The sequence below is a fragment of the Chryseobacterium geocarposphaerae genome, assembly GCF_002797535.1.
Taxonomy (GTDB): Bacteria; Bacteroidota; Bacteroidia; order Flavobacteriales; family Weeksellaceae; genus Chryseobacterium; species Chryseobacterium geocarposphaerae.
In genome coordinates this window covers 418,586-437,793 of sequence record NZ_PGFD01000002.1, presented here as the reverse complement: position 1 = coordinate 437,793, position 19,208 = coordinate 418,586, and the positions used below count along the sequence as shown (strand labels likewise).

21 protein-coding genes are annotated in these 19,208 nt (G+C 36.0%); 14 read left to right on the top strand and 7 right to left on the bottom strand.

All coding sequences use genetic code 11. From position 1 onward, the window contains the following. Positions 1–6: 6 nt before the first annotated feature. The 6 genes from CLV73_RS13580 (at position 7) to ribH (ending at position 5,713) form a co-directional block, all read left to right on the top strand. Positions 7–1,338 carry a quinol:cytochrome C oxidoreductase gene (locus CLV73_RS13580; protein ID WP_100377422.1) on the top strand — a complete coding sequence of 444 codons (1,332 nt, stop codon included), beginning with the start codon at positions 7–9 and terminating at the stop codon, positions 1,336–1,338. Between the two features lie 159 nt (positions 1,339–1,497). Next, a complete protein-coding gene (locus CLV73_RS13575) occupies positions 1,498–2,517 on the top strand; it encodes a hypothetical protein (RefSeq protein ID WP_100377421.1) in 1,020 nt (339 codons plus the stop codon). 50 nt (positions 2,518–2,567) lie between these two features. Further along, positions 2,568–3,767, top strand: a complete 1,200-nt coding sequence (locus CLV73_RS13570; RefSeq protein ID WP_100377420.1) for a hypothetical protein — start codon at positions 2,568–2,570, stop codon at positions 3,765–3,767. Then, positions 3,768–4,304, top strand: coding sequence for an adenine phosphoribosyltransferase (locus CLV73_RS13565; protein WP_100377419.1), 537 nt, complete (start codon positions 3,768–3,770; stop codon positions 4,302–4,304). It begins immediately after the preceding gene. 179 nt (positions 4,305–4,483) lie between these two features. Further along, entirely contained in the window at positions 4,484–5,191 is a 708-nt protein-coding gene (locus CLV73_RS13560; protein WP_100377418.1) for a YfgM family protein, read from the top strand. A 3-nt stretch (positions 5,192–5,194) separates the two neighbouring features. After that, positions 5,195–5,713 carry a 6,7-dimethyl-8-ribityllumazine synthase gene (gene ribH / locus CLV73_RS13555; RefSeq protein WP_100377417.1) on the top strand — a complete coding sequence of 173 codons (519 nt, stop codon included), beginning with the start codon at positions 5,195–5,197 and terminating at the stop codon, positions 5,711–5,713. A gap of 49 nt (positions 5,714–5,762) precedes the next feature. Here ribH and CLV73_RS13550 read toward each other — a convergent pair whose 3' ends face one another. The 3 genes from CLV73_RS13550 to CLV73_RS13540 are packed head-to-tail and all read right to left on the bottom strand — an operon-like array spanning position 5,763 to position 7,548. Continuing rightward, the gene (locus tag CLV73_RS13550; protein WP_317044625.1) at positions 5,763–6,890 is read right to left on the bottom strand and encodes a glutathionylspermidine synthase family protein; all 1,128 of its coding nucleotides are present in this window, start codon (positions 6,888–6,890) and stop codon (positions 5,763–5,765) included. A 2-nt stretch (positions 6,891–6,892) separates the two neighbouring features. Further along, a complete protein-coding gene (locus tag CLV73_RS13545) occupies positions 6,893–7,225 on the bottom strand; it encodes a hypothetical protein (protein WP_100377415.1) in 333 nt (110 codons plus the stop codon). Beyond that, complete coding sequence (locus tag CLV73_RS13540; RefSeq protein ID WP_100377414.1) at positions 7,225–7,548, bottom strand: hypothetical protein; 324 nt, start codon at positions 7,546–7,548, stop codon at positions 7,225–7,227. Before CLV73_RS13540 ends, CLV73_RS13545 begins: the two co-directional genes overlap by 1 nt. A 78-nt stretch (positions 7,549–7,626) precedes the next feature. On the opposite strand from CLV73_RS13540, the gene ypfJ reads away from it, so the two are divergent. After that, the gene (gene ypfJ, locus CLV73_RS13535; RefSeq protein ID WP_100377413.1) at positions 7,627–8,487 is read left to right on the top strand and encodes a KPN_02809 family neutral zinc metallopeptidase; all 861 of its coding nucleotides are present in this window, start codon (positions 7,627–7,629) and stop codon (positions 8,485–8,487) included. A 45-nt stretch (positions 8,488–8,532) separates the two neighbouring features. On the opposite strand, the gene CLV73_RS13530 is transcribed toward ypfJ, so the two are convergent. Then, positions 8,533–9,372: a GLPGLI family protein gene (locus CLV73_RS13530; RefSeq protein ID WP_100377412.1), complete on the bottom strand. Its 840-nt coding sequence runs from the start codon at positions 9,370–9,372 to the stop codon at positions 8,533–8,535. 13 nt (positions 9,373–9,385) lie between these two features. Further along, positions 9,386–10,327: a GLPGLI family protein gene (locus CLV73_RS13525; protein ID WP_157798799.1), complete on the bottom strand. Its 942-nt coding sequence runs from the start codon at positions 10,325–10,327 to the stop codon at positions 9,386–9,388. A 216-nt stretch (positions 10,328–10,543) separates the two neighbouring features. Between CLV73_RS13525 and CLV73_RS13515 the strand changes: the two genes are divergently transcribed. From CLV73_RS13515 to CLV73_RS13490, 6 genes are all read left to right on the top strand, one after another. Further along, positions 10,544–10,873: a HesB/IscA family protein gene (locus CLV73_RS13515; protein ID WP_100377409.1), complete on the top strand. Its 330-nt coding sequence runs from the start codon at positions 10,544–10,546 to the stop codon at positions 10,871–10,873. 34 nt (positions 10,874–10,907) lie between these two features. After that, positions 10,908–11,276, top strand: a complete 369-nt coding sequence (locus CLV73_RS13510) for a four helix bundle protein (RefSeq protein WP_100377408.1) — start codon at positions 10,908–10,910, stop codon at positions 11,274–11,276. A gap of 34 nt (positions 11,277–11,310) precedes the next feature. Continuing rightward, entirely contained in the window at positions 11,311–12,759 is a 1,449-nt protein-coding gene (gene sufB, locus CLV73_RS13505; RefSeq protein WP_100377407.1) for a Fe-S cluster assembly protein SufB, read from the top strand. A gap of 250 nt (positions 12,760–13,009) precedes the next feature. Beyond that, positions 13,010–13,753, top strand: a complete 744-nt coding sequence (gene sufC / locus CLV73_RS13500; protein ID WP_100377406.1) for a Fe-S cluster assembly ATPase SufC — start codon at positions 13,010–13,012, stop codon at positions 13,751–13,753. A 167-nt stretch (positions 13,754–13,920) separates the two neighbouring features. Then, positions 13,921–15,228, top strand: a complete 1,308-nt coding sequence (sufD, locus tag CLV73_RS13495) for a Fe-S cluster assembly protein SufD (protein ID WP_185116781.1) — start codon at positions 13,921–13,923, stop codon at positions 15,226–15,228. A 130-nt stretch (positions 15,229–15,358) separates the two neighbouring features. Beyond that, positions 15,359–16,579 (top strand): aminotransferase class V-fold PLP-dependent enzyme, encoded by a 1,221-nt coding sequence (locus tag CLV73_RS13490; RefSeq protein ID WP_100377405.1) that lies wholly within the window; start codon positions 15,359–15,361, stop codon positions 16,577–16,579. 52 nt (positions 16,580–16,631) lie between these two features. Here the strand turns inward: CLV73_RS13490 and CLV73_RS13485 are convergent, their stop codons facing one another. Further along, positions 16,632–17,288, bottom strand: a complete 657-nt coding sequence (locus CLV73_RS13485) for a hypothetical protein (protein ID WP_100377404.1) — start codon at positions 17,286–17,288, stop codon at positions 16,632–16,634. 113 nt (positions 17,289–17,401) lie between these two features. Here CLV73_RS13485 and CLV73_RS13480 point away from each other — a divergent pair, with 113 nt between their 5' ends. After that, the gene (locus CLV73_RS13480; RefSeq protein ID WP_100377403.1) at positions 17,402–18,034 is read left to right on the top strand and encodes an NAD(P)H-dependent oxidoreductase; all 633 of its coding nucleotides are present in this window, start codon (positions 17,402–17,404) and stop codon (positions 18,032–18,034) included. Positions 18,035–18,164: 130 nt separating this feature from the next. Here the strand turns inward: CLV73_RS13480 and hemE are convergent, their stop codons facing one another. Further along, positions 18,165–19,196, bottom strand: coding sequence for a uroporphyrinogen decarboxylase (hemE, locus tag CLV73_RS13475; RefSeq protein WP_100377402.1), 1,032 nt, complete (start codon positions 19,194–19,196; stop codon positions 18,165–18,167). Positions 19,197–19,208 lie beyond the last annotated feature (12 nt).

Here is a 19,208-nt window from a genome sequence, read left to right as displayed (position 1 = left end):
AAAGAAATGTATAGTTTTTCACCAAAATTAAAATCAACTTCTATAATCCTTCTTGTTGTAGGTTTAGTTCTATTTGGTATTGGTTTCTTTATGAATAAGGGACTTTCTACTGAAAAAATAGGAGAAATGATGGAGGCTGTTCATGCTTCTGGTCATACTGCACCTACACATTCAAGTGAAATGGTAGGACCTCAGGATCAAGCTGCTCACCTTGAGCACGCTACTTTGCAGGTTCACAACCAGCCTTTAGCAGCAATACATTTCGTAGCTGTATTTTTCTTTGGAGTTAGCTGCTGTGTATTATTCTTCTATTCTATTCAGCACGCTGCACACGCAGGATGGCCAATCATTATTACAAGAGTAATGGAAGCTATTGCTTCTTATATTCCTTGGGGTGGTGCTATTTTAATTATCTTAATGATTTTAAATATCACTCATAATGGTCACTTATTCCATTGGATGGATCCTGAATTGACAGACCCGGAATCTGCTCACTTCGACGTAATCCTATTTGAAAAGAAAAGATTCTTAAATATACCTTTCTATGCTGTAAGAACTTTCATCTATGTATTGGGAGCATCTTTCTTTGCATGGAAACTGAAAGCTCAGTCTAAGAAAGTAGATGAGACAAAATCTAAAGTAGATTACCAAATGCTTTACAGATGGGCAGTAGGGTATATCGCATTCTTCGGATTTGCTTCTGCAGCTTGGGCTTGGGACTGGTTGATGTCTATTGACCCTCACTGGTATTCTACAATGTATATCTGGTATTCAATGGTTAGCTGCCTTTCAAGTGGTATCGCAGTAATCATCCTTTTAAGTGTTTACCTAAAGAAAAATGGTTTCTTACCTCAGTTCAATGATAATCACTTGCACGATTTAGGAGTATTCCTTTTCGCTACAAGTATGCTTTGGACGTATACATGGTTCGCTCAGTTCATGTTGTACTGGTATGCGAACGTTCCGGAAGAGGTTAATTACTTCTTTGGAAGATTCCAACACTATTCTCCAACGTTCTTACCAATGCTTATTGTAAACTTCCTATTACCTTTATTAGTATTAGTAAGTAGCAGCATCAAGAGAAACTATAAAGTGGTTACAACAATGGCTGTAGTAGTTATTTGTGGTCACATCTTAGATTACTTCAACATGGTAATGCCGGGAACGGTAGGTCCATACTGGAACACTCCTGAAGTATTCTTATTAGTGGCAGGAGCTATCCTATTCGTAGCCGGATTATTTATGTTTACTGTGCTTTCAGCATTGTCTAAATTGAAATTGATCCCTACAGGAAACCCATTCTTACACGAATCTGAAATTTATGAGTATCCTTTCTAAGGAAAACTTGTAACAAGATAAAGACAAAAAAGACTGATTATTATAATCAGTCTTTTTTTTTTGCATTAGCTGTTTTTAAAATTAAACAGGCAACCATTTTAAAAGTTTTGTTGTCTTACAAATAGATTTAATGAGCTAACTTATAAATCAATTAAACCCATGAAAAAAACGTTTCTATTAAACCTGTTATTTATCATCCTATTCAGTTTGTTTAATGCTCAAACTATCAGTTTTGTTTCTGAAAAAACAGGACAGCCATTACCCAAAGTTGTTGTCTTTGGAAAGGACGGAAATATTCTGGCAACTTCCGACATCGATGGAAAAATTGAGAAATCTTCCATAACTCCTGAACAAGCAAAATTTCAGCTTGTTTACGACAATATTGCTGTGGCAAACCTCTCATTCGATGAGATAAACAAAGACGTTGTGAAGCTTAATGACAGAGTAAAAGATATCGAAGCGGTCGTTATTAAAAATAACAAGCCTGCAAAATACGCCATCATAAAAGGAAACTTTAATGCTTATGTAACGGTCAACGGTAAGCTGAATTGTTATGTTGACGGGGTTGCAACCTATGTTTTTGATAACAAAACCAAAAAGCTGAAAAGCAAAGACGTACAACAATACAGAATTTTCAGATTGGAAAATCCATCCACCGACAGAAAACAAACAGGAAATCTTGACTACAATGCATTTTTAGATTTGCCAAGATTAATGAGTGTAGGAAATATTACAGAATATAAAAATAAGAATGCTGTTATCAAAGAATTAAAGGGAAATACAAAGGACGAAATCGAAATCAGTGGAAGCGCACTTAAAGAAAAAGAGATTGCATTTTTTGGTTACAGACTGTACGACATGAGTTCGCTTATCAATCACTCCTATGAAAAAGACTCGCAAAAAACACTCAGAGATTTTTTAGAGTCTAATGAAATCGGATACTTAAAGCTAAAACATAAAAGTGAGCCAGATTATAATCAACTGATTTCTTATAAAAACTTTTATCCTACAGAGTTAGATTTTAGTGATAATGATGATGTGGAAGGAAAAGTTAAGTTTAATAAAAACAACAGCAACTATTCATCAAATTACTGGCAGGATGTATCATTCCCAAATATGCAGAACATTTTCAGTTCATTTTTTAAAGATGATTTAAAAGAAAAACAAAATAAAAAATAAAACCTTCATTAATAAATGGTTTTACTAAATTTGCAGCAAACCAGAAAAAAATGAAAAAGTTTTCTTTCCTACTAATTCTCAGTTTATTGCTGTTTACGGCATGTAAAAAAGATCATGTAGATGCAACGAATACAAAAACATTACAGTCCAGTATTAATGATATGACTTCAAGTCTGCCTACCATCAAGCAGATTAAATTTAATGAAGCCTTATATATTTTAAAAACATTTGGAGTAGAGGCAGATGGAGATATCAATGAGCTTAAAGCTCTGGGACAGTTAATTAACGGCAAAAAAGTTCCGGAAATTATGGCTATGGCAGATGAAGTGGCTCAGAAAAACGGGATAGAGTGGGCAAGTACAGCACCGCCTTCTTTAGGTGAAATGAATATTTTCGGGGATGATAAAGCAAAAGAAAGTGATCCGAATGATGTAAGAGCAAACTCATTAAGCATTCTTACAAGACCTACAGGAGATGACGGAACCGGAGCGCCGACTGCTCTGCAAATTGTTCCGAGATTGGTAGATAATGCTGGAAATCCGGTATCTTTTACAGGAGCAGGTTTAGAAGCAACCCTTGAAGTCTTCAGCAACGGAGTGAAGCTGGCAACGGCTAAAAACCTGATGCAGGATAACAATTTTAAAGGATTTAATTTAAAGTTTTCATCAATTCCTGCCGCTAAAGTAATTGATGGCAAAATTGACATCACTGTTTCGGTAAAAACAACTGCTAAGACCTTCAAGATGTCTAAGATCGGACTGGATGTTAATCCTGCAGCATTGAAAGTTCCGGAAGTTCCTAAAGTAGACTCTACTGCGGTTAATCAGGATCCTGCTGTAGTAGATCCGAATAATCCTGGAGCAACACCAGCGACAACGCCTACTGATCCGGCGGCCACACCTGCAACGCCTGCAGCTCCTAAACAGCCGACAGCTGATCCAAGATCTACAGTAAACAGCTTTTTAAATAATGTAAGCTCACAAAACCTTAAAGCAGCTTATAATGCATCAAGCAATCCAAGCTGGGGAAGCTATGAATCGTTTTCAAATCCGAATTCAGGATTCGGAGCAGTGAAAAATGTAAGCGTTAAAAATATTACGACTAACGGAACCAGCACAAATTCGGCAAGTGTAAATGCAACCTACGATGTTACCGATAAAAACGGAAAAACAACTTCATTGAAGGTAACTTTCGGGCTTAAAAATGTAAATGGCGACTGGAAGATTTCCAGCTATAAAATAAACCCGTAAATGGCTTCACAAGACCTTATAAAGAAACTTGAAAGGACAATTGAAAATATCCCTGATTTTCCCATTCCAGGAATTCAGTTTAAAGATATTTCGCCGATATTTCTGAATCCAAAACTGTATGAAGAAGTAATAGAGGATTTGGTAACTTTCAGCAAAGGGAAAATAGATGCTGTTTGCGGAATTGAAAGCCGCGGGTATTTATTCGGGATTGCCATTGCGGTTGCTTTGGAAGTTCCGTTTATCTTAATCCGGAAAGCAGGAAAGCTTCCGCCACCGATTATTTCAGAAAAATATGACCTCGAATACGGTAGTGCTATCATTGAAACCCGTGAAGGACAGATAAAGCCCGGACAAAGAGTTTTGATTCACGATGACCTTTTAGCAACAGGCGGAACTACAGAAGCCGCTGCGAAATTAGTTGAGAAACAAGGTGCAAAGGTTTCACAATTCAGTTTCCTGATCGGATTGAAAGGATTGAATGGAGATGAAAAACTGAAAAAGTTCGACGCAGAAATCTATCATATTTTAGAATACTAAAAATTTTCAAAACATAATTAAAGCTTCATAAACGCGATTTATGAAGCTTTTTTTATAAATGGCGATTAGCAATTTACTTCCTCCATATACTATTTATTCACTTTTATTAATAATACGCACAAAGTATTTTGTAAATCACTAAGAAACAATTAAATTTGCAGTTCAATTTTTAAAAACTTATGGCAAAATTGGAAAAGAATGCTCACAATGAGCAAGAAGGTAAAGAAACAGTAGAATTTTTTAAAGATCTTGACAGAGAAGCTTTAAACACTGAAAGATTTCTTGAAAAATACTCAAAACAAATAGGAATCGTTTTCGGAGTTTTGATTTTGGGAGTTTTAGGTTTTTTTGGCTATAAGCAATTTGTAGAAGCTCCAAAGAACGTAGAAGCTGTGAAAAGTTACCTTGCTGCACAGAAATATGCTGCTGAAGGAAAAGATAAAGAAGCTCTTGGTGGTAAATCTGCTGCTAATCCTGGGTTTTTAGGAACGTATGAAAACTATTCCGGAACTAAAGTAGGAAAACTTTCTGCTTACAATGCAGGATTATTGAAATTTAAAGAAGGAAAGTTTCAGGAGGCATATGATCTTTTAGATAAATTCTCTTCAGACAATAAAACATTGATGGCCATGAAGTATGGAGCAATGGCAGATGCAAAATCTGGTCTTAACAAGAATGATGAAGCACTTACCTTATTAGATAAAGCTTCTTCTGCCTCTGATGATCCTTACACAAGCTATTATTTCACAAGAAAAGCAGGAATTGTAGCATTAGGTCTTAAGAAAAATGCTGAAGCTAAAAAGTATTTTGCTACAATTGACGAAAAATATCAGGACTACGACAACGGAATGTCTGATTCTTATATTGAAATGACTAAATATTATTAAAACATGGCAACAGTTAATCTTTCCGATTACAAGCCACTTCATATAACGAATGCCGATGAATTTTCAATCGGCATTGTTTTTTCTGAGTGGAATGATTTTGTAACGTACAATCTTCGTGATGCAGCACTGGAAATTCTTGAAAAAGAAGGAGTGAAAAAAGAGAATATTAGCCTTTTCTCAGTTCCCGGAGCATTTGAGTTAAACTATGCGAGTATGCAGCTTTGTAAAGAACGAAAATATGATGCAGTGATTGCAATTGGATGTGTGATTCGCGGAGAAACTCCTCATTTTGATTTTGTATGCTCTGCAGTAGCTCAGGGTATTAAGGATTGTAATGTTCTTACCGATACACCTACCATATTCTGTGTACTGACAGACGATACAAAAGAGCAGTCCATTGCAAGAAGTGGAGGAGATCTTGGAAACAAAGGAGTGGAAGCGGCGGTTACTGCGCTGAGAATGATCGATTTTAAGAAGAATTTATCCGGAAAAAAAGGAAACATCGGATTTGGACATTCTTAATTGATAATAAAAAGAAAAAGGAGCTTAATTTAAGCTCCTTTTTTATTGTTTAATCTATAAGATGGGGAATAAATCGACTCTGATTATTGGTAATTAAATTAACCGATTCTCTGATTCCAATTCCGGCAGGTTCCTGACCAATGACCCAGCTTCCGATAATAGGATAGTTCTCATCAAAATTAGGAAGATCAAAAAGCTGCTGATAAATATATCCTTCTTTTCCATATATGCCACTGTTTTGTTCTAAAGGAATGTTATTTTTAAATAAAGTGACATTCGCTCCTTCTCTGGAATATATCGGCTTTTTTACAAAATCCTTCAGATGCTTTGGCTCAAAATATGATTCAAGGAGATAAGGATGATTCGGATACAGTTCCCAAAGAATGGGAAGGATCGCTTTACATGAAAGCAGTAATTTCCATGCAGGTTCTATCCATTGAGATCTGAAACCGTTTTTAACGAGCTTTTCTCCAAAACCATCATCAAGAATCCATTCATAAGGATATAATTTAAAAATATATTCCATAATGGTTTTATCTCCGGCAATAAATTCCTCAATATCTTCCGCCCATCCGATATCCTGAATCGCGATAAATTCAGTATCAAAACCGGCCTGAGTGGCACAATCCCTTAAATATTCCACATTGGTTACATCTTCAATATTGGTAAGCGATGCGAAATAAATATAATGAGGATTCATATAGTTTTTAAGATACTTCCAGTAATCAACCAGCTTTTCATGAATGGAATTGAACTGATCTTTGTACGGAAACATCTCCTGAAGCCAGTACCATTGTACTACGGATGCTTCATATAGCGATGTTGGAGTATCTGCATTAAATTCTAAAAGCTTTAGATTCTTGCCATCAAAACCGAAATCAAATCTGCCATAGATAGAAGGATGATCTTCTTCCCAGCTTGTAATGATATAGTCTTTAAACCAGTCCGGAATATTGAACCGGTACCAAAGATTTTTTTCAATAATATAATCCACCGCTTCAAGACACATTTGCCAAAGCTCGGCAGTCGCATTTTCTATGGTGTTGATTTCTTCTGATGAGAATTGATAATAATGGCTTTCATCCCAATAAAGACCTTCCAAAGAATGATATCCGAAGCCTAAATTCTCAAGTTTATGCTCCCAGTTTTTCCGGAAACCCGATGTAATTCTTTCCATACTTATGAAGATGCTCTAAATCCGCTTCTGCCCAATCCGCCTCTTACCACATTTCCTTTGTAAGTACTTCTGCCTACATTTGATTTGGAGCTGATGGCATCACTGTAATATCCAGCCCTTTGATAAGAACCGTTGTGAAAAGAACCGTAAGGTCTGAATGCATGATACCAAAAATATCCGGGCATAAAGCCGTGGCTTCTGGTATAGGAGGCCGTAGAATCAGATCTCATGTATACTTTTTTCTCATTCTTCCATTGATCTTCAGGTTTGTTTTGGGTACATGAAGCAAGAAGTCCCGTTACAAAAAGCAATTTTATAGAACTTGATTTTTTCATTACTGAACGGTTATATAAAATTCGTAATCTTTTTTGGTTTTCGCACTTTGCTCATAGCCATCATTGTCTTCTGCAGTAACAAGCGTGTCTCCTAAGGAAGGAATGGTATCTGTTTTAATAATCTCTTTAAAAAGTTTATTATTTTTCCAGATCTTGTGTTTGGTGATGAGAACATCTGCGGTATCGATATGCTTTACTGAAAGTTCTGTTTCAATAGACGCGTTTTTGTCGATACTGCTCACTTCATCTTCCTTAGATTCTTCATTACATGAGTTTAAACTTACGATTCCCAATAACAAAAAGAAAATTAGATTTTTTTTCACTTTAGTTTTAATTTTTCACAAAAGTAATTATTTAGTAATGATATTATTTTAAATTTACATATAAAATAAAACTAAAATATGAAATGGACAGACGATAGAAGCGGTAACGTAGAAGACAGGCGAGGTTCTGGCAGTGGCGGAGCAATTGTAGGAGGAGGTCTTGGTACGCTTATCATTGCAGCAATTGTATTTTTCTTGGGAGGAGATCCTTCCTCCATTCTTTCTTCAGGAAATATGGGAAATGGAGGAGCACAGACAGAGCAACGGGAACTTAATGCGAATGAACTTAAAGTGAGAGAATTTGTTCAAATGGTAACCGCCGAAAATGAAGAAACCTGGACTAAAATTTTCGCTGAAAACAGAATAAAATATACTCCTGCAAGAGTCGTTTTATTTGAAAATACCACGCAATCCGGATGTGGAACGGCTCAATCTGCAATGGGACCTTTTTATTGTCCTGTAGATCAGACGGTGTATATGGATATGAGTTTTTTTAAAGAACTGGAACAACGCTTCGGAGCCAAAGTAACGGAATTCTCCATTGCCTACGTGATGGCTCATGAAATGGGACACCATGTGCAAAATCTTTTGGGTACTCTGGGTAAAACAGACAAAGTAAGAACAAGCGGAAATTATTCTGAAGCACAGGTGAATAAAGTCTCAGTTGCTACAGAACTCCAGGCAGATTTTTATGCAGGGGTTTGGGCAAAACAAACGGATAATAGAGAACATATATTGGAACCGGGAGATGTTCAGTCTGCGATAGATGCTGCAGAAGCGGTGGGAGATGATAATATCCAGAAAAGATCACAGGGATATGTAAATCAGGAAAGCTTCACGCACGGATCTTCCGCTCAGCGTAAAGAATGGTTTATGAAAGGATATAATACCGGAGATATACGACAGGGGAATACCTTTAATCAAATTTTAGGTAATTAATCAAAAATAAAAAAATCCTGAAGATTTTCTTCAGGATTTTTTTATTTATTGCAGTTCTATCGGATTGCTGTTTCTTTTAGCTTCTTCTTTTACTCTTTCTTCCATTCTCTTTCTCATATCACCGGGGTTTTGATTTCCACCGCCTCCGCCAATTCTCATCGGAGCAGAAATTCCTCCACCGCCGCCTTGATTCATGAATGACATCGGATCTGTTTTAAACTTCTCCTGTTGTTTTACAAAATCAGTTCTTTTTACTTTAATCACATTTCCAAACTGATTTAAAGCAGGAATTTCTGAGATTTTATAGTTTTTCATCAAATCAAATGAATAATCCCCTTTGTCATCCTCGGCTTTAACGATAAGTCCCGGAAGTCCGCTGAATTTATAAGGGCCATCCTGATACGGTAAATCTGTAGTAAACCAAGCAGTCCATTTTCTCCCTGCGAACTCTGTTTCGGCTTTCTGAACTTTATAATCTCCGATTTTGGTCGTTTCAGAAGAAATTTTCCAATTAATCGGACGGTCTTCTTCATATACATAAATATCCCGACCTAATCTGTCTTTATAAATTGTCTTTTGATTTTCCTTATCTTTTTCAATAGAGTAGTTGATGTTCGATCTCAGACTTTCCATCTGATCTCTGTTGAAACTTCCCCTTCCGCCTCCACTTTGAAAGGCTTTTTGCATAATAGAATCTCTTTTAAATCTGTTTTCAGAATAGAAAAGAGACTTTTCTGCCGAAATATCCAGGTAGGCATTTTCGGTCTTCACATCATTTTTATTGGAAGCATCAGGTTTCATGGTCACCTGGTACACAAATCTGTTGGTTTGTGCAAAAGCTGTCTGCATGAATAACGCTAAAGCTATCATTCCTAACTTTTTCATTGATTTATATTTTTTATTTTAATTCAATTGGGTTTTGAGGGGCTGTGCTCATTATTGGAGAACTGTTGCCATTTGAATTCATACTTGGCATCTGTTGTATTCCCTCATCCATTCCGCCATGGTGTCCCATACCGCCTTGCATTCCACTCATTCCTCCAGGCATTCCGCTTCCGTTCATACCGCCGCCTCGTCGTCCTCCACCTCGGAAATTTTGCATTCCGTCTCCATTTCCGGCCATGTTTTTTCTGTTTTTCGAAAATTCCAATTTCAGGGCAGCCTTGTCACCATTAAAATTAATTCTGGTACTTTGTTTCGCATCAGCGCTTATTGGTTCTTCAAAGGCATTTTGAAGAATCATTTTCGTTACAAGATCAAACCTGTAATCTCCTTTATCATCTTCTAATTTTACAATAAGTCCGGGCAGGCCCGAAAATTTATAAGGTCCGTCTGAAATAGTAATGTCTTTTGTAAACCATGCGGTCCAGACTCTTCCTCCAAAATTCGCAACCGCTTTTTGAGCCAAATATCCATTCTGCTTTCCAGTGTCACTGGTGATTTCCCATTGTATCGGACGGTCTTCCTGATAATAAATTTGCTTTATACCTACTTTGTCATGGTAATAAACTTTTTGTTCAGGAATTTCTTTCGTGATGAAATATTCAAAGAAAGTTGCTTCTGGTCTTTTTATCTTTTCGGATTTTGAAAGATCTTTCTCTTCTTTTTTTCTGTTTTCTTCAGGTTTAAAAGATGCAAATAAAGAATCCTGTATTAATTTATTTTCGCTAATGAATAATGATCGGTTTGCTTTTACATCCAGGAAAGTTCTCTCCGTTTTCATCGTTACCAGATTGATCGAATCGGGGTTTACCGAAGTTTCATAAATATATCTCGTGGTCTGTCCGTAAGACTTTATTACTGAAAACAATACAAGGAAAACAAGTAGTTTCTGTTTCACTGCTAATTTTTTTAATAGATAAAAAATATTGTTTAAAGTTAAATCAAAAACGGAATCTGCAGATTTGAAAGGAAAAAATTATATATTTTTTAACATTACCCAAGCTGTTAAGAATAATCTTATTACTAACAGAATCATTAAAATAGATATCTTCAATTTGAGATTGCGGAAATTAGTTCGTATTTTTGCATTATTAAATCATTCTAAATAAATACAATGATAAAAGTATCAGATCAAGCAAAAGCAAAAGCCATCCAACTGATGACAGAAGATGGTTTTAAACCTTTTGAAGACTATATAAGAGTGGGGGTGAAAAGCGGAGGATGCTCTGGTTTAGAATATGTTTTGAAGTTCGACAACGAAAAAACAGACACAGATCAGGTTTTTGAAGACAATGACATTAAAATTATTGTAGATAAAAAATCAATTCTCTATTTAGCGGGTACCACTCTGGAATATTCAGGAGGTTTGAATGGAAAGGGATTTGTTTTTAACAATCCGAACGCATCAAGAACATGTGGGTGCGGAGAATCTTTCAGCTTATAGTTATTAAAAGATTAAAGGATTAAAAAATTAGTAAATGGCGGATGAATTCGAAAAATTTGAAGTTTATCAATTAGCTGTTAATCTTACAAAAAATGTTTTTAATCTTTTAAATCAAGATAAATATAAGAGGGAATTTGAATTGAGTAACCAAATCAAAAGAGCGGTTTTGTCAATTTCAAATAATATTGCGGAAGGAAGCGAGTATAACAATAATGCCCAGTTTATTAGATTTTTAAAATATTCTAAAGGCAGTTGTGGAGAAGTAAGAAATATGTTACATCTTTGCTCGGTTTTATATGAGGAGGACACACAAGATTTAATTAATGATTGTAAATTGGTTTCAAGACAATTATCAAAATTTATTGATTATCTCTCTAAAACTGATGTTAAAAAACGAAGCTAATTTTTTAATCATTTAATTTTTAATTATTTAATTAATGTCAAAGTACACTGAAGACGATCTAAGAGTCGATCTAGAAAATAAAAAATATGAATTCGGTTGGGAAACAAAGATCGATTACGAAGATTTCCCGATTGGTTTAAATGAAGATATCATCCGTGCGATTTCTGCGAAAAAAGAGGAACCGGAATGGATGACAGAATGGCGTTTGGAATCTTTCAGAATCTGGTTGAAAATGGTAGAACCGGAATGGGCCAATATTAAATATGAGAAACCTGATTTTCAGGCAATCAAATATTATGCTGCTCCGAAAGTAAAACCAGAATTGGCGAGTCTTGATGAAGTAGATCCTGAATTGATCAAAACTTTTGAAAAATTAGGGATCAATATCGAAGAGCAGAAAAGACTTTCAGGAGTTGCTGTAGATATTGTAATGGACTCAGTTTCGGTAAAGACGACTTTTCAGGAGACATTGATGGAAAAAGGAATTATTTTCTGTTCTATTTCTGAGGCGATCAAAAATCATCCGGACTTAGTAAGAAAATATCTTGGAAAAGTAGTTCCGAGAGGAGATAATTTCTATTCGGCACTGAATTCTGCAGTATTCTCTGACGGAAGTTTCTGTTATATTCCAAAAGGAGTAAGATGTCCGATGGAATTGTCTACGTATTTCCGTATCAATCAGGCAGGAACAGGCCAGTTTGAAAGAACGCTTGTGATTGCGGATGAAGGAAGTTATGTTTCTTATCTTGAAGGATGTACAGCACCATCAAGAGACGAAAATCAGCTTCACGCAGCTGTTGTTGAGCTGATCGCAATGGATAATGCTGAAATTAAATATTCAACCGTACAAAACTGGTATCCGGGTAATGAAGAAGGAAAAGGGGGAGTTTTCAATTTTGTAACGAAAAGAGGGCTTTGCGAAAAGAATGCAAAAATCTCCTGGACACAGGTTGAAACTGGTTCTGCAGTAACGTGGAAGTATCCTTCTTGTATTTTGAAAGGAGATAACTCGGTTGGAGAGTTTTATTCAATCGCGGTGACCAATAATCACCAATATGCAGATACAGGAACAAAGATGATCCACATCGGAAAGAATACAAAGTCTACCATCATTTCTAAAGGGATTTCTGCTGGAAAGTCAAACAACTCATACAGAGGGTTGGTAAAAGTAATGCCGACTGCAAAAGGAGCAAGAAACTTTTCTCAGTGTGACTCTTTGCTGATGGGGAACGAATGTGGAGCACATACTTTCCCTTATATCGAGATCAAAGATCCTTCTGCACAGCTGGAACACGAAGCAACGACTTCGAAAATCGGGGAAGACCAGATTTTCTACTGTAACCAGAGAGGTATCGATACAGAAAGAGCCATTGCTTTGATCGTAAATGGTTTCAGTAAAGAAGTTTTAAATAAATTACCAATGGAGTTTGCTATTGAAGCTCAGAAGTTACTTGAGATTTCTTTAGAAGGTTCTGTAGGATAAAATTTCAATTTCAGACAGTTTGGCGTCTTGTCATTCTGAACGAAGCAAAGCGAAGTGAAGAATCTTTATTAAAAAAATAGATTTCTCCTTCGTCGAAATGACAAACAACACATTAAGGTTGATTTCAATTTTAATGTTTAAAAAAAGAATAAAATAATATTTCATTCGCTAGCGTTAATGCCTTTGTTAATTGTGGTTTAGTGTTACAAAGGATATACTCAAAGTTTGACCTTGCGATAAATTTGAATGTATGTTAAATATAAAAAACTTGCACGCCAAAATTGAAGATGGCGCAGAAATTTTAAAAGGTATCAATCTTGAAATAAAGCCGGGAGAAGTTCATGCTATCATGGGGCCGAACGGAGCCGGTAAATCTACTCTTTCTTCTGTGATCGCAGGAAAAGAAGATTATGAGGTTACAGACGGAGAAATCATCTTCAGAGGTGAGGATATCATCGAAGATGCTCCTGAAGAAAGAGCGCACAAAGGGATTTTCCTTTCTTTCCAATATCCGGTAGAAATTCCGGGAGTTTCTGTAACGAACTTCATCAAAGCGGCGATGAACGAAAACAGAAAAGCAAACGGATTGGGAGAAATGCCTGCAAAAGAAATGCTGGCTTTAATCCGCGAAAAATCTGAAAAGCTTGGAATCAAAAAAGATTTCCTTTCAAGATCATTAAATGAGGGATTCTCAGGAGGTGAAAAGAAAAGAAATGAGATCTTTCAGATGATGATGCTGGATCCGAAATTGGCTATTCTTGATGAAACCGATTCAGGATTAGATATTGATGCATTGAGAATCGTAGCAGACGGTGTAAATGCGTTCAAAAATGAAGGAAACGCAGTTCTTTTGATTACACACTATCAGAGATTGCTTAATTATATTCAGCCTGACTTCGTTCATGTTCTGGCAAACGGAAAAATCATCAAAACCGGTGACAAATCTCTTGCGTTGGAACTTGAAGAAAAAGGGTATGACTGGCTTCTTAACTAAGAAGAAATCAACTGTCACAGAGATTAAAAATTTTTCGTTGTCATTCTGAATGAAGCGTAGCGAAATGAAGAATCTCTAATCATACAATTAGATTCCTCATTCTCCGGAATGACAATATTTTAGCTCAAATAAAAGGAAAAATGGTGCAAACCACAGATATACCAGTAATGGCATTAAAAGAACAGATTACAGAAAACCATAATGAATTTTTGGAGAGTCTTCATCACAGATTTTTAGATGAAGAAAGAAAAGCAGCTCTTCAGCGATTCGAGAGTGTTGGTTTTCCGACAAAAAAAGACGAAGAATATAAATATACCAGCTTAAAGGAGATTACTGAAAAGGAATATAATTTTTTCCCTAAAGAAAGTCACAATATCACCAAAGAGCAGCTGGATCAGTTGCATTTGGGCGAAGAAAATTTTGACTGGATCACTTTCGTAAACGGTAAACTTCATAAAGAATTATCAAAAGTTTCAATTGAAAATGTTGAGTTTCTTTCATTCAATTACGCATTGAATGATGAGAAGCATAAAGATGTTTTCGACAAATATTTCAATACAATTGCTGGCGACAAATCAGCTTTTACCAATTTGAACCAAGCTTATTGTAAGTATGGTTTCTTCTTGAAAGTTCCTAAAAATGTAGTGATTGAAAAACCGATTCATGTTTTCTACATTTCTCAGAATCAGGAAGAAAATACATTCTATAATACAAGAAACTTATTAATTGTAGAAGAGGGTGCAAAAGTAGAGATCATTGAAAGTCATCATAATTTTGACAGTACCTATGTGTTAACAAATTCTGTAACTGAAATTTTCACGTATCCGAATGCAAAAGCAGATTGGCATAAGTTACAGAACGATAATGATACTTCTTATTTAATTGACAATACTTTCGCAAAACAGGAAAAAGACAGTTTAACGACTGTGAATACTTTCTCTTTCGGAGGTAAATTGGTAAGAAACAACCTGGATTTCATTCAGAACGGGTCGAATATCAACTCATTCATGAACGGGATCACCATTATCGGGAAAGATCAGTTGGTCGATCACCACACGGCGGTTCACCATAATCAGCCGAATTGTGAAAGTTACCAGAATTACAAAGGTATTTTCGACGGGAAATCTCACGGGGTTTTCAATGGAAAAGTATTTGTAGATAAAATTGCTCAGAAAACGAATGCTTATCAGCAAAATAATAACGTTTTATTAAGCGAAGGAGCAACGATCGATACAAAACCTCAGCTGGAGATTTTTGCGGATGATGTGAAGTGTTCTCACGGTTGTACAGTAGGACAGCTGAATGAAGATGCATTGTTCTATCTGAGAGCGAGAGGAATTTCTAAAAAAGAAGCTCAGGCATTGCTTTTATATGCTTTTGCCAACGATGCGATGCAGAACATCGATATTGAACCTCTGAAAGAAAAAATTTCTAAGCTTTTGGCTGAAAAATTAGAAGTAGATATTGAATTTTAATCAATATTTGAAATATAAAAAGCACTTCAAACAGAAGTGCTTTTTGCTTTTGTTTAACAGCAAGTATTAAGAAAAAGCCGTAAATTTGAAGAGTTCTAAATAAGGACGTTTTAATTTAAAATTTTAATAAATGTTTGACATTCAGGAAATCAGAAGTCAGTTTTCTATATTAGATCAGAAGGTGAATGGTAAACCTTTAGTTTACTTAGATAATGCGGCAACATCTCAAAAACCTAATTCGGTTTTAGAGGTTTGGAATACATATTACACAGAGATTAATGCTAATGTGCATAGGGGAATTCATACATTAAGCCAATTAGCAACAGAAGAAATGGAGCTTTCAAGAAGAAAAATTCAGAAGTTCATCAATGCTAAGCATGATTTCGAAGTTATTTTTACAAAAGGAACAACAGAAGGATTAAACCTTGTCTCTTATATTTTAACTCAGAAATTGAAGAAAGATGATGAAATTATCATCTCTTATCTTGAACACCACTCGAATATTGTTCCATGGCAAATGCTTTGTGAAAGAACCGGGGCGAAATTACGAGTAATCCCTATCGATGAAAACGGAATTCTTCAATTAGATAAGTTAGATGAATTTTTAAGTGAAAAAACGAAAGTGATTTCGGTTAATCAGGTTTCAAATGCGTTGGGAATTGTAAATCCTATTGAAGAAATTATTGCTAAAACAAGAGCAAATTCCAATGCTTATATTGTTATTGACGGGGCTCAGTCTGCACCGCATTTTACCATTGATGTTCAAAAGTTAGATTGTGATTTCTTTGTGTTTTCAGGTCATAAAATGTACGCTCCGATGGGAACGGGAATTTTATACGGAAAGCAGGAGGTTCTTGAAGATCTGCCGCCGTTTCACGGAGGAGGAGAGATGATTGCAACATGTTCTTTTGACGGAACAACTTATGCAGGACTTCCTTTTAAATTTGAAGCGGGAACTCCGAATGTTGGAGGAAATATTGCGTTGGGAGTAGCAGTTGATTTTATTCAAAAAGTAGGACAGGAGAATATCCAGAATCATGAAAATGCTTTGTTGGAATATGCGCAAAGACAGCTTTTGGAAATCGAAGGAGTGAAAATATATGGGGAAAAAGCCCACAGAACAGGGGTTGTCTCTTTTAACCTTGAAGGAGTAGGAATTTCTTCTGATGTAGGAATGATCCTTGATAAAATGGGAATTGCCGTAAGAACGGGACACCATTGTACACAGCCCATCATGAGTTTTTTTAATATCGCAGGAACGGTAAGAGCCAGCTTCGCAGTTTACAATACTTTCAATGAGATTGATTCGCTCGTAGAAGGGGTGAAAAAAGCACAGCGAATGCTAAGTTAATTCCAAATAAAATAAAAAAAACACCTCTGATTTCGGAGGTGTTTTTTATTTGCTATTTCCAGAATTCCCACCATTTAGGATATACTTTTGCCGGTTTAGGCTTTCTTTGTGTTTGAGTTGGAGGGTTTCTAAAATGAACTTCAGGATTTGTAATATTTAATTTATCAAAAATAGTTTTGGCGTGTCTGTCGCCTTGAAGGAATCCCTTGATAAACATGGCCACCATATTTTTATGACTTTCCGGGAATTTATCTATATTACTTTCAATGAAGTTTAAAACATATTCCCTTTTTTCTTTATGTGAAGTTCCTATTTTCAGATAAAACTGAAGTGCATTTGAGCCCCGGAATTTACCGTCGGTCAGAATGATTTCTTCAAGATAGTGCATTTGCTCATCCTTGTAATGCTGAGCGATCATAATAAGAATAATATAAAGAAACTCTTCGGAAAGCTCTCTGGAGTTTAATCCGAATTCAGATTCAAAAAGATAGATGTCCGTTATTTCATTCAGGTTAGGAATTCTGGATGCTTCTTCCATCCTTTCCAGTGCAGTAACAATTTCTTCACTTACGATATTGTTTTTTCTTTTTTGTAAAAAGAATTTCGCACTTTTTAATATTTCATCGTATACTTCATTATTGATAGTTTGCCTTTGTGTTTCAGATTGTCTTTTGTATTCTTCAATATCAAATTCAGTGTTTTCTGTCATTTTATTATGGTATTAATTTATTGATAATAGATGTTGACAATATAACAAATTTAAAATTTAGTATCTGAATATCATGTCGCATGGAGTAATTTTGTTCAGTCAAAATTTAATGCATGGAATTAATTGAAAAATTGAACTGGAGATTTGCAACTAAAGCAATGAACGGTCAAAAAGTGCCACAGGAAAAAGTGGATAAAATATTAGAGGCAGCAAGATTAGCACCTACGTCAAGCGGACTTCAGCCTTTTGAAATCATCGTGGTTACCAATCAGGAAATCAAGGAACAGATTAAACCTCACGCATGGAATCAGCCACAGATTACAGACTGTTCTCATCTTTTGGTTTTTGCGGCTTGGGATACGTATACAGAGGAAAGAATCAATAAAATGTTTGATCTGACAAATGATATCAGAGGCTTTAAGAACGAAGGCTGGGAAAACTACAGACAGATGCTGTTGAGTACATACCCACAAAGATCTGCTGAAGAAAACTTTACTCATGCCGCGAAACAGGCTTATATTTCATTTGGTGCAGCCATTATCGCTGCGGCGTTCGAAGAGGTAGATTCTACACCAATGGAAGGCTTTTCTCCGGAAGAAGTGGATAAAGTATTAAATTTAAAAGAAAAAGGGCTAAAAAGCGTTCTATTGCTACCGTTAGGTTACAGAGATGCATCAAACGACTGGTTGGTAAACCTTACTAAGGTGAGAAAATCAAAAGAAGATTTCATTACAGAAGTCAATTAATATTTTACTCATAGAAGAATCCCTTTCAATTACTGAAAGGGATTTTATTTGGGTTTCCCACAGATTACACAAATTTCACAGAATAAATAATCAGTGTGATCTGCGAAATCTGTGGGAAAATATTTTAGAATTAAATGTTGGGTTTCCAATCCACAACCGCTCTGATAAACGCTTCTGCATTTTCTACAGGAATATTCGGTAAAATTCCGTGACCTAAATTCGCGATATATCTGTCTTTTCCGAAACGGTTAATCATTTCTGTCACCATCTTTTTAATAGTTTCAGGTGTAGAATGCAATCTTGCAGGATCAAAATTTCCCTGCAGCGTCATGGTATGGTTCGTCATTGTTCTTGCCATTTCCGGGGTAATCGTCCAGTCAACTCCTAAAGCCGAAACTTTAGACATCGTCATATCTTCCAAAGCAAACCAGCATCCTTTACCAAAAACAACAACGTGAGTTAAAGGACTTAAAGCTTCAACGATCTGATTGATATACTTCCAAGAGAATTCCTGGTAGTCAGCCGGAGAAAGCATTCCTCCCCAAGAATCGAAAACCTGAACCGCAGAAACCCCTTTTTCCACTTTTCTTTTCAGGTAAGCGATGGTAGTATCCGTAATTTTCTGAAGTAATAAATGAGCCGCCTCCGGTTGCTGGAAACAGAAAGATTTAGCAATATCAAATGCCTTACTTCCTTTTCCTTCTACACAATAGCAAAGAATTGTCCAGGGAGAACCTGCAAAACCGATTAATGGAATTTCATTGTCTAATTTTTGCAAAGTCAGTTCAATGGCATCAAAAACGTATCCTAACGTATCATTCACATCCGGAACCACAACATTCTGAACCTGCTCCATTGTTCTGATCGGAGTATCCAGCCACGGACCAACAGATTCTTTCATTTTAAAGTCAATTCCCATTGCTTGCGGAACCACCAAAATATCAGAAAATAAAATCGCAGCATCCAACGGAAACCTTCTGATCGGCTGTACTGTAATTTCAGAAGCCAGTTCCGGAGTCTGACATCTTGTGAAGAAATCATATTGATCACGCAGCGCAATGAATTCCGGTAAATATCTTCCCGCTTGTCTCATCATCCAAACTGGTGGTCTTTCTACGGTTTCTCCGCGAAGTGCTTTTAAGTATAGGTCGTTCTTAATCATAATATAATAGAC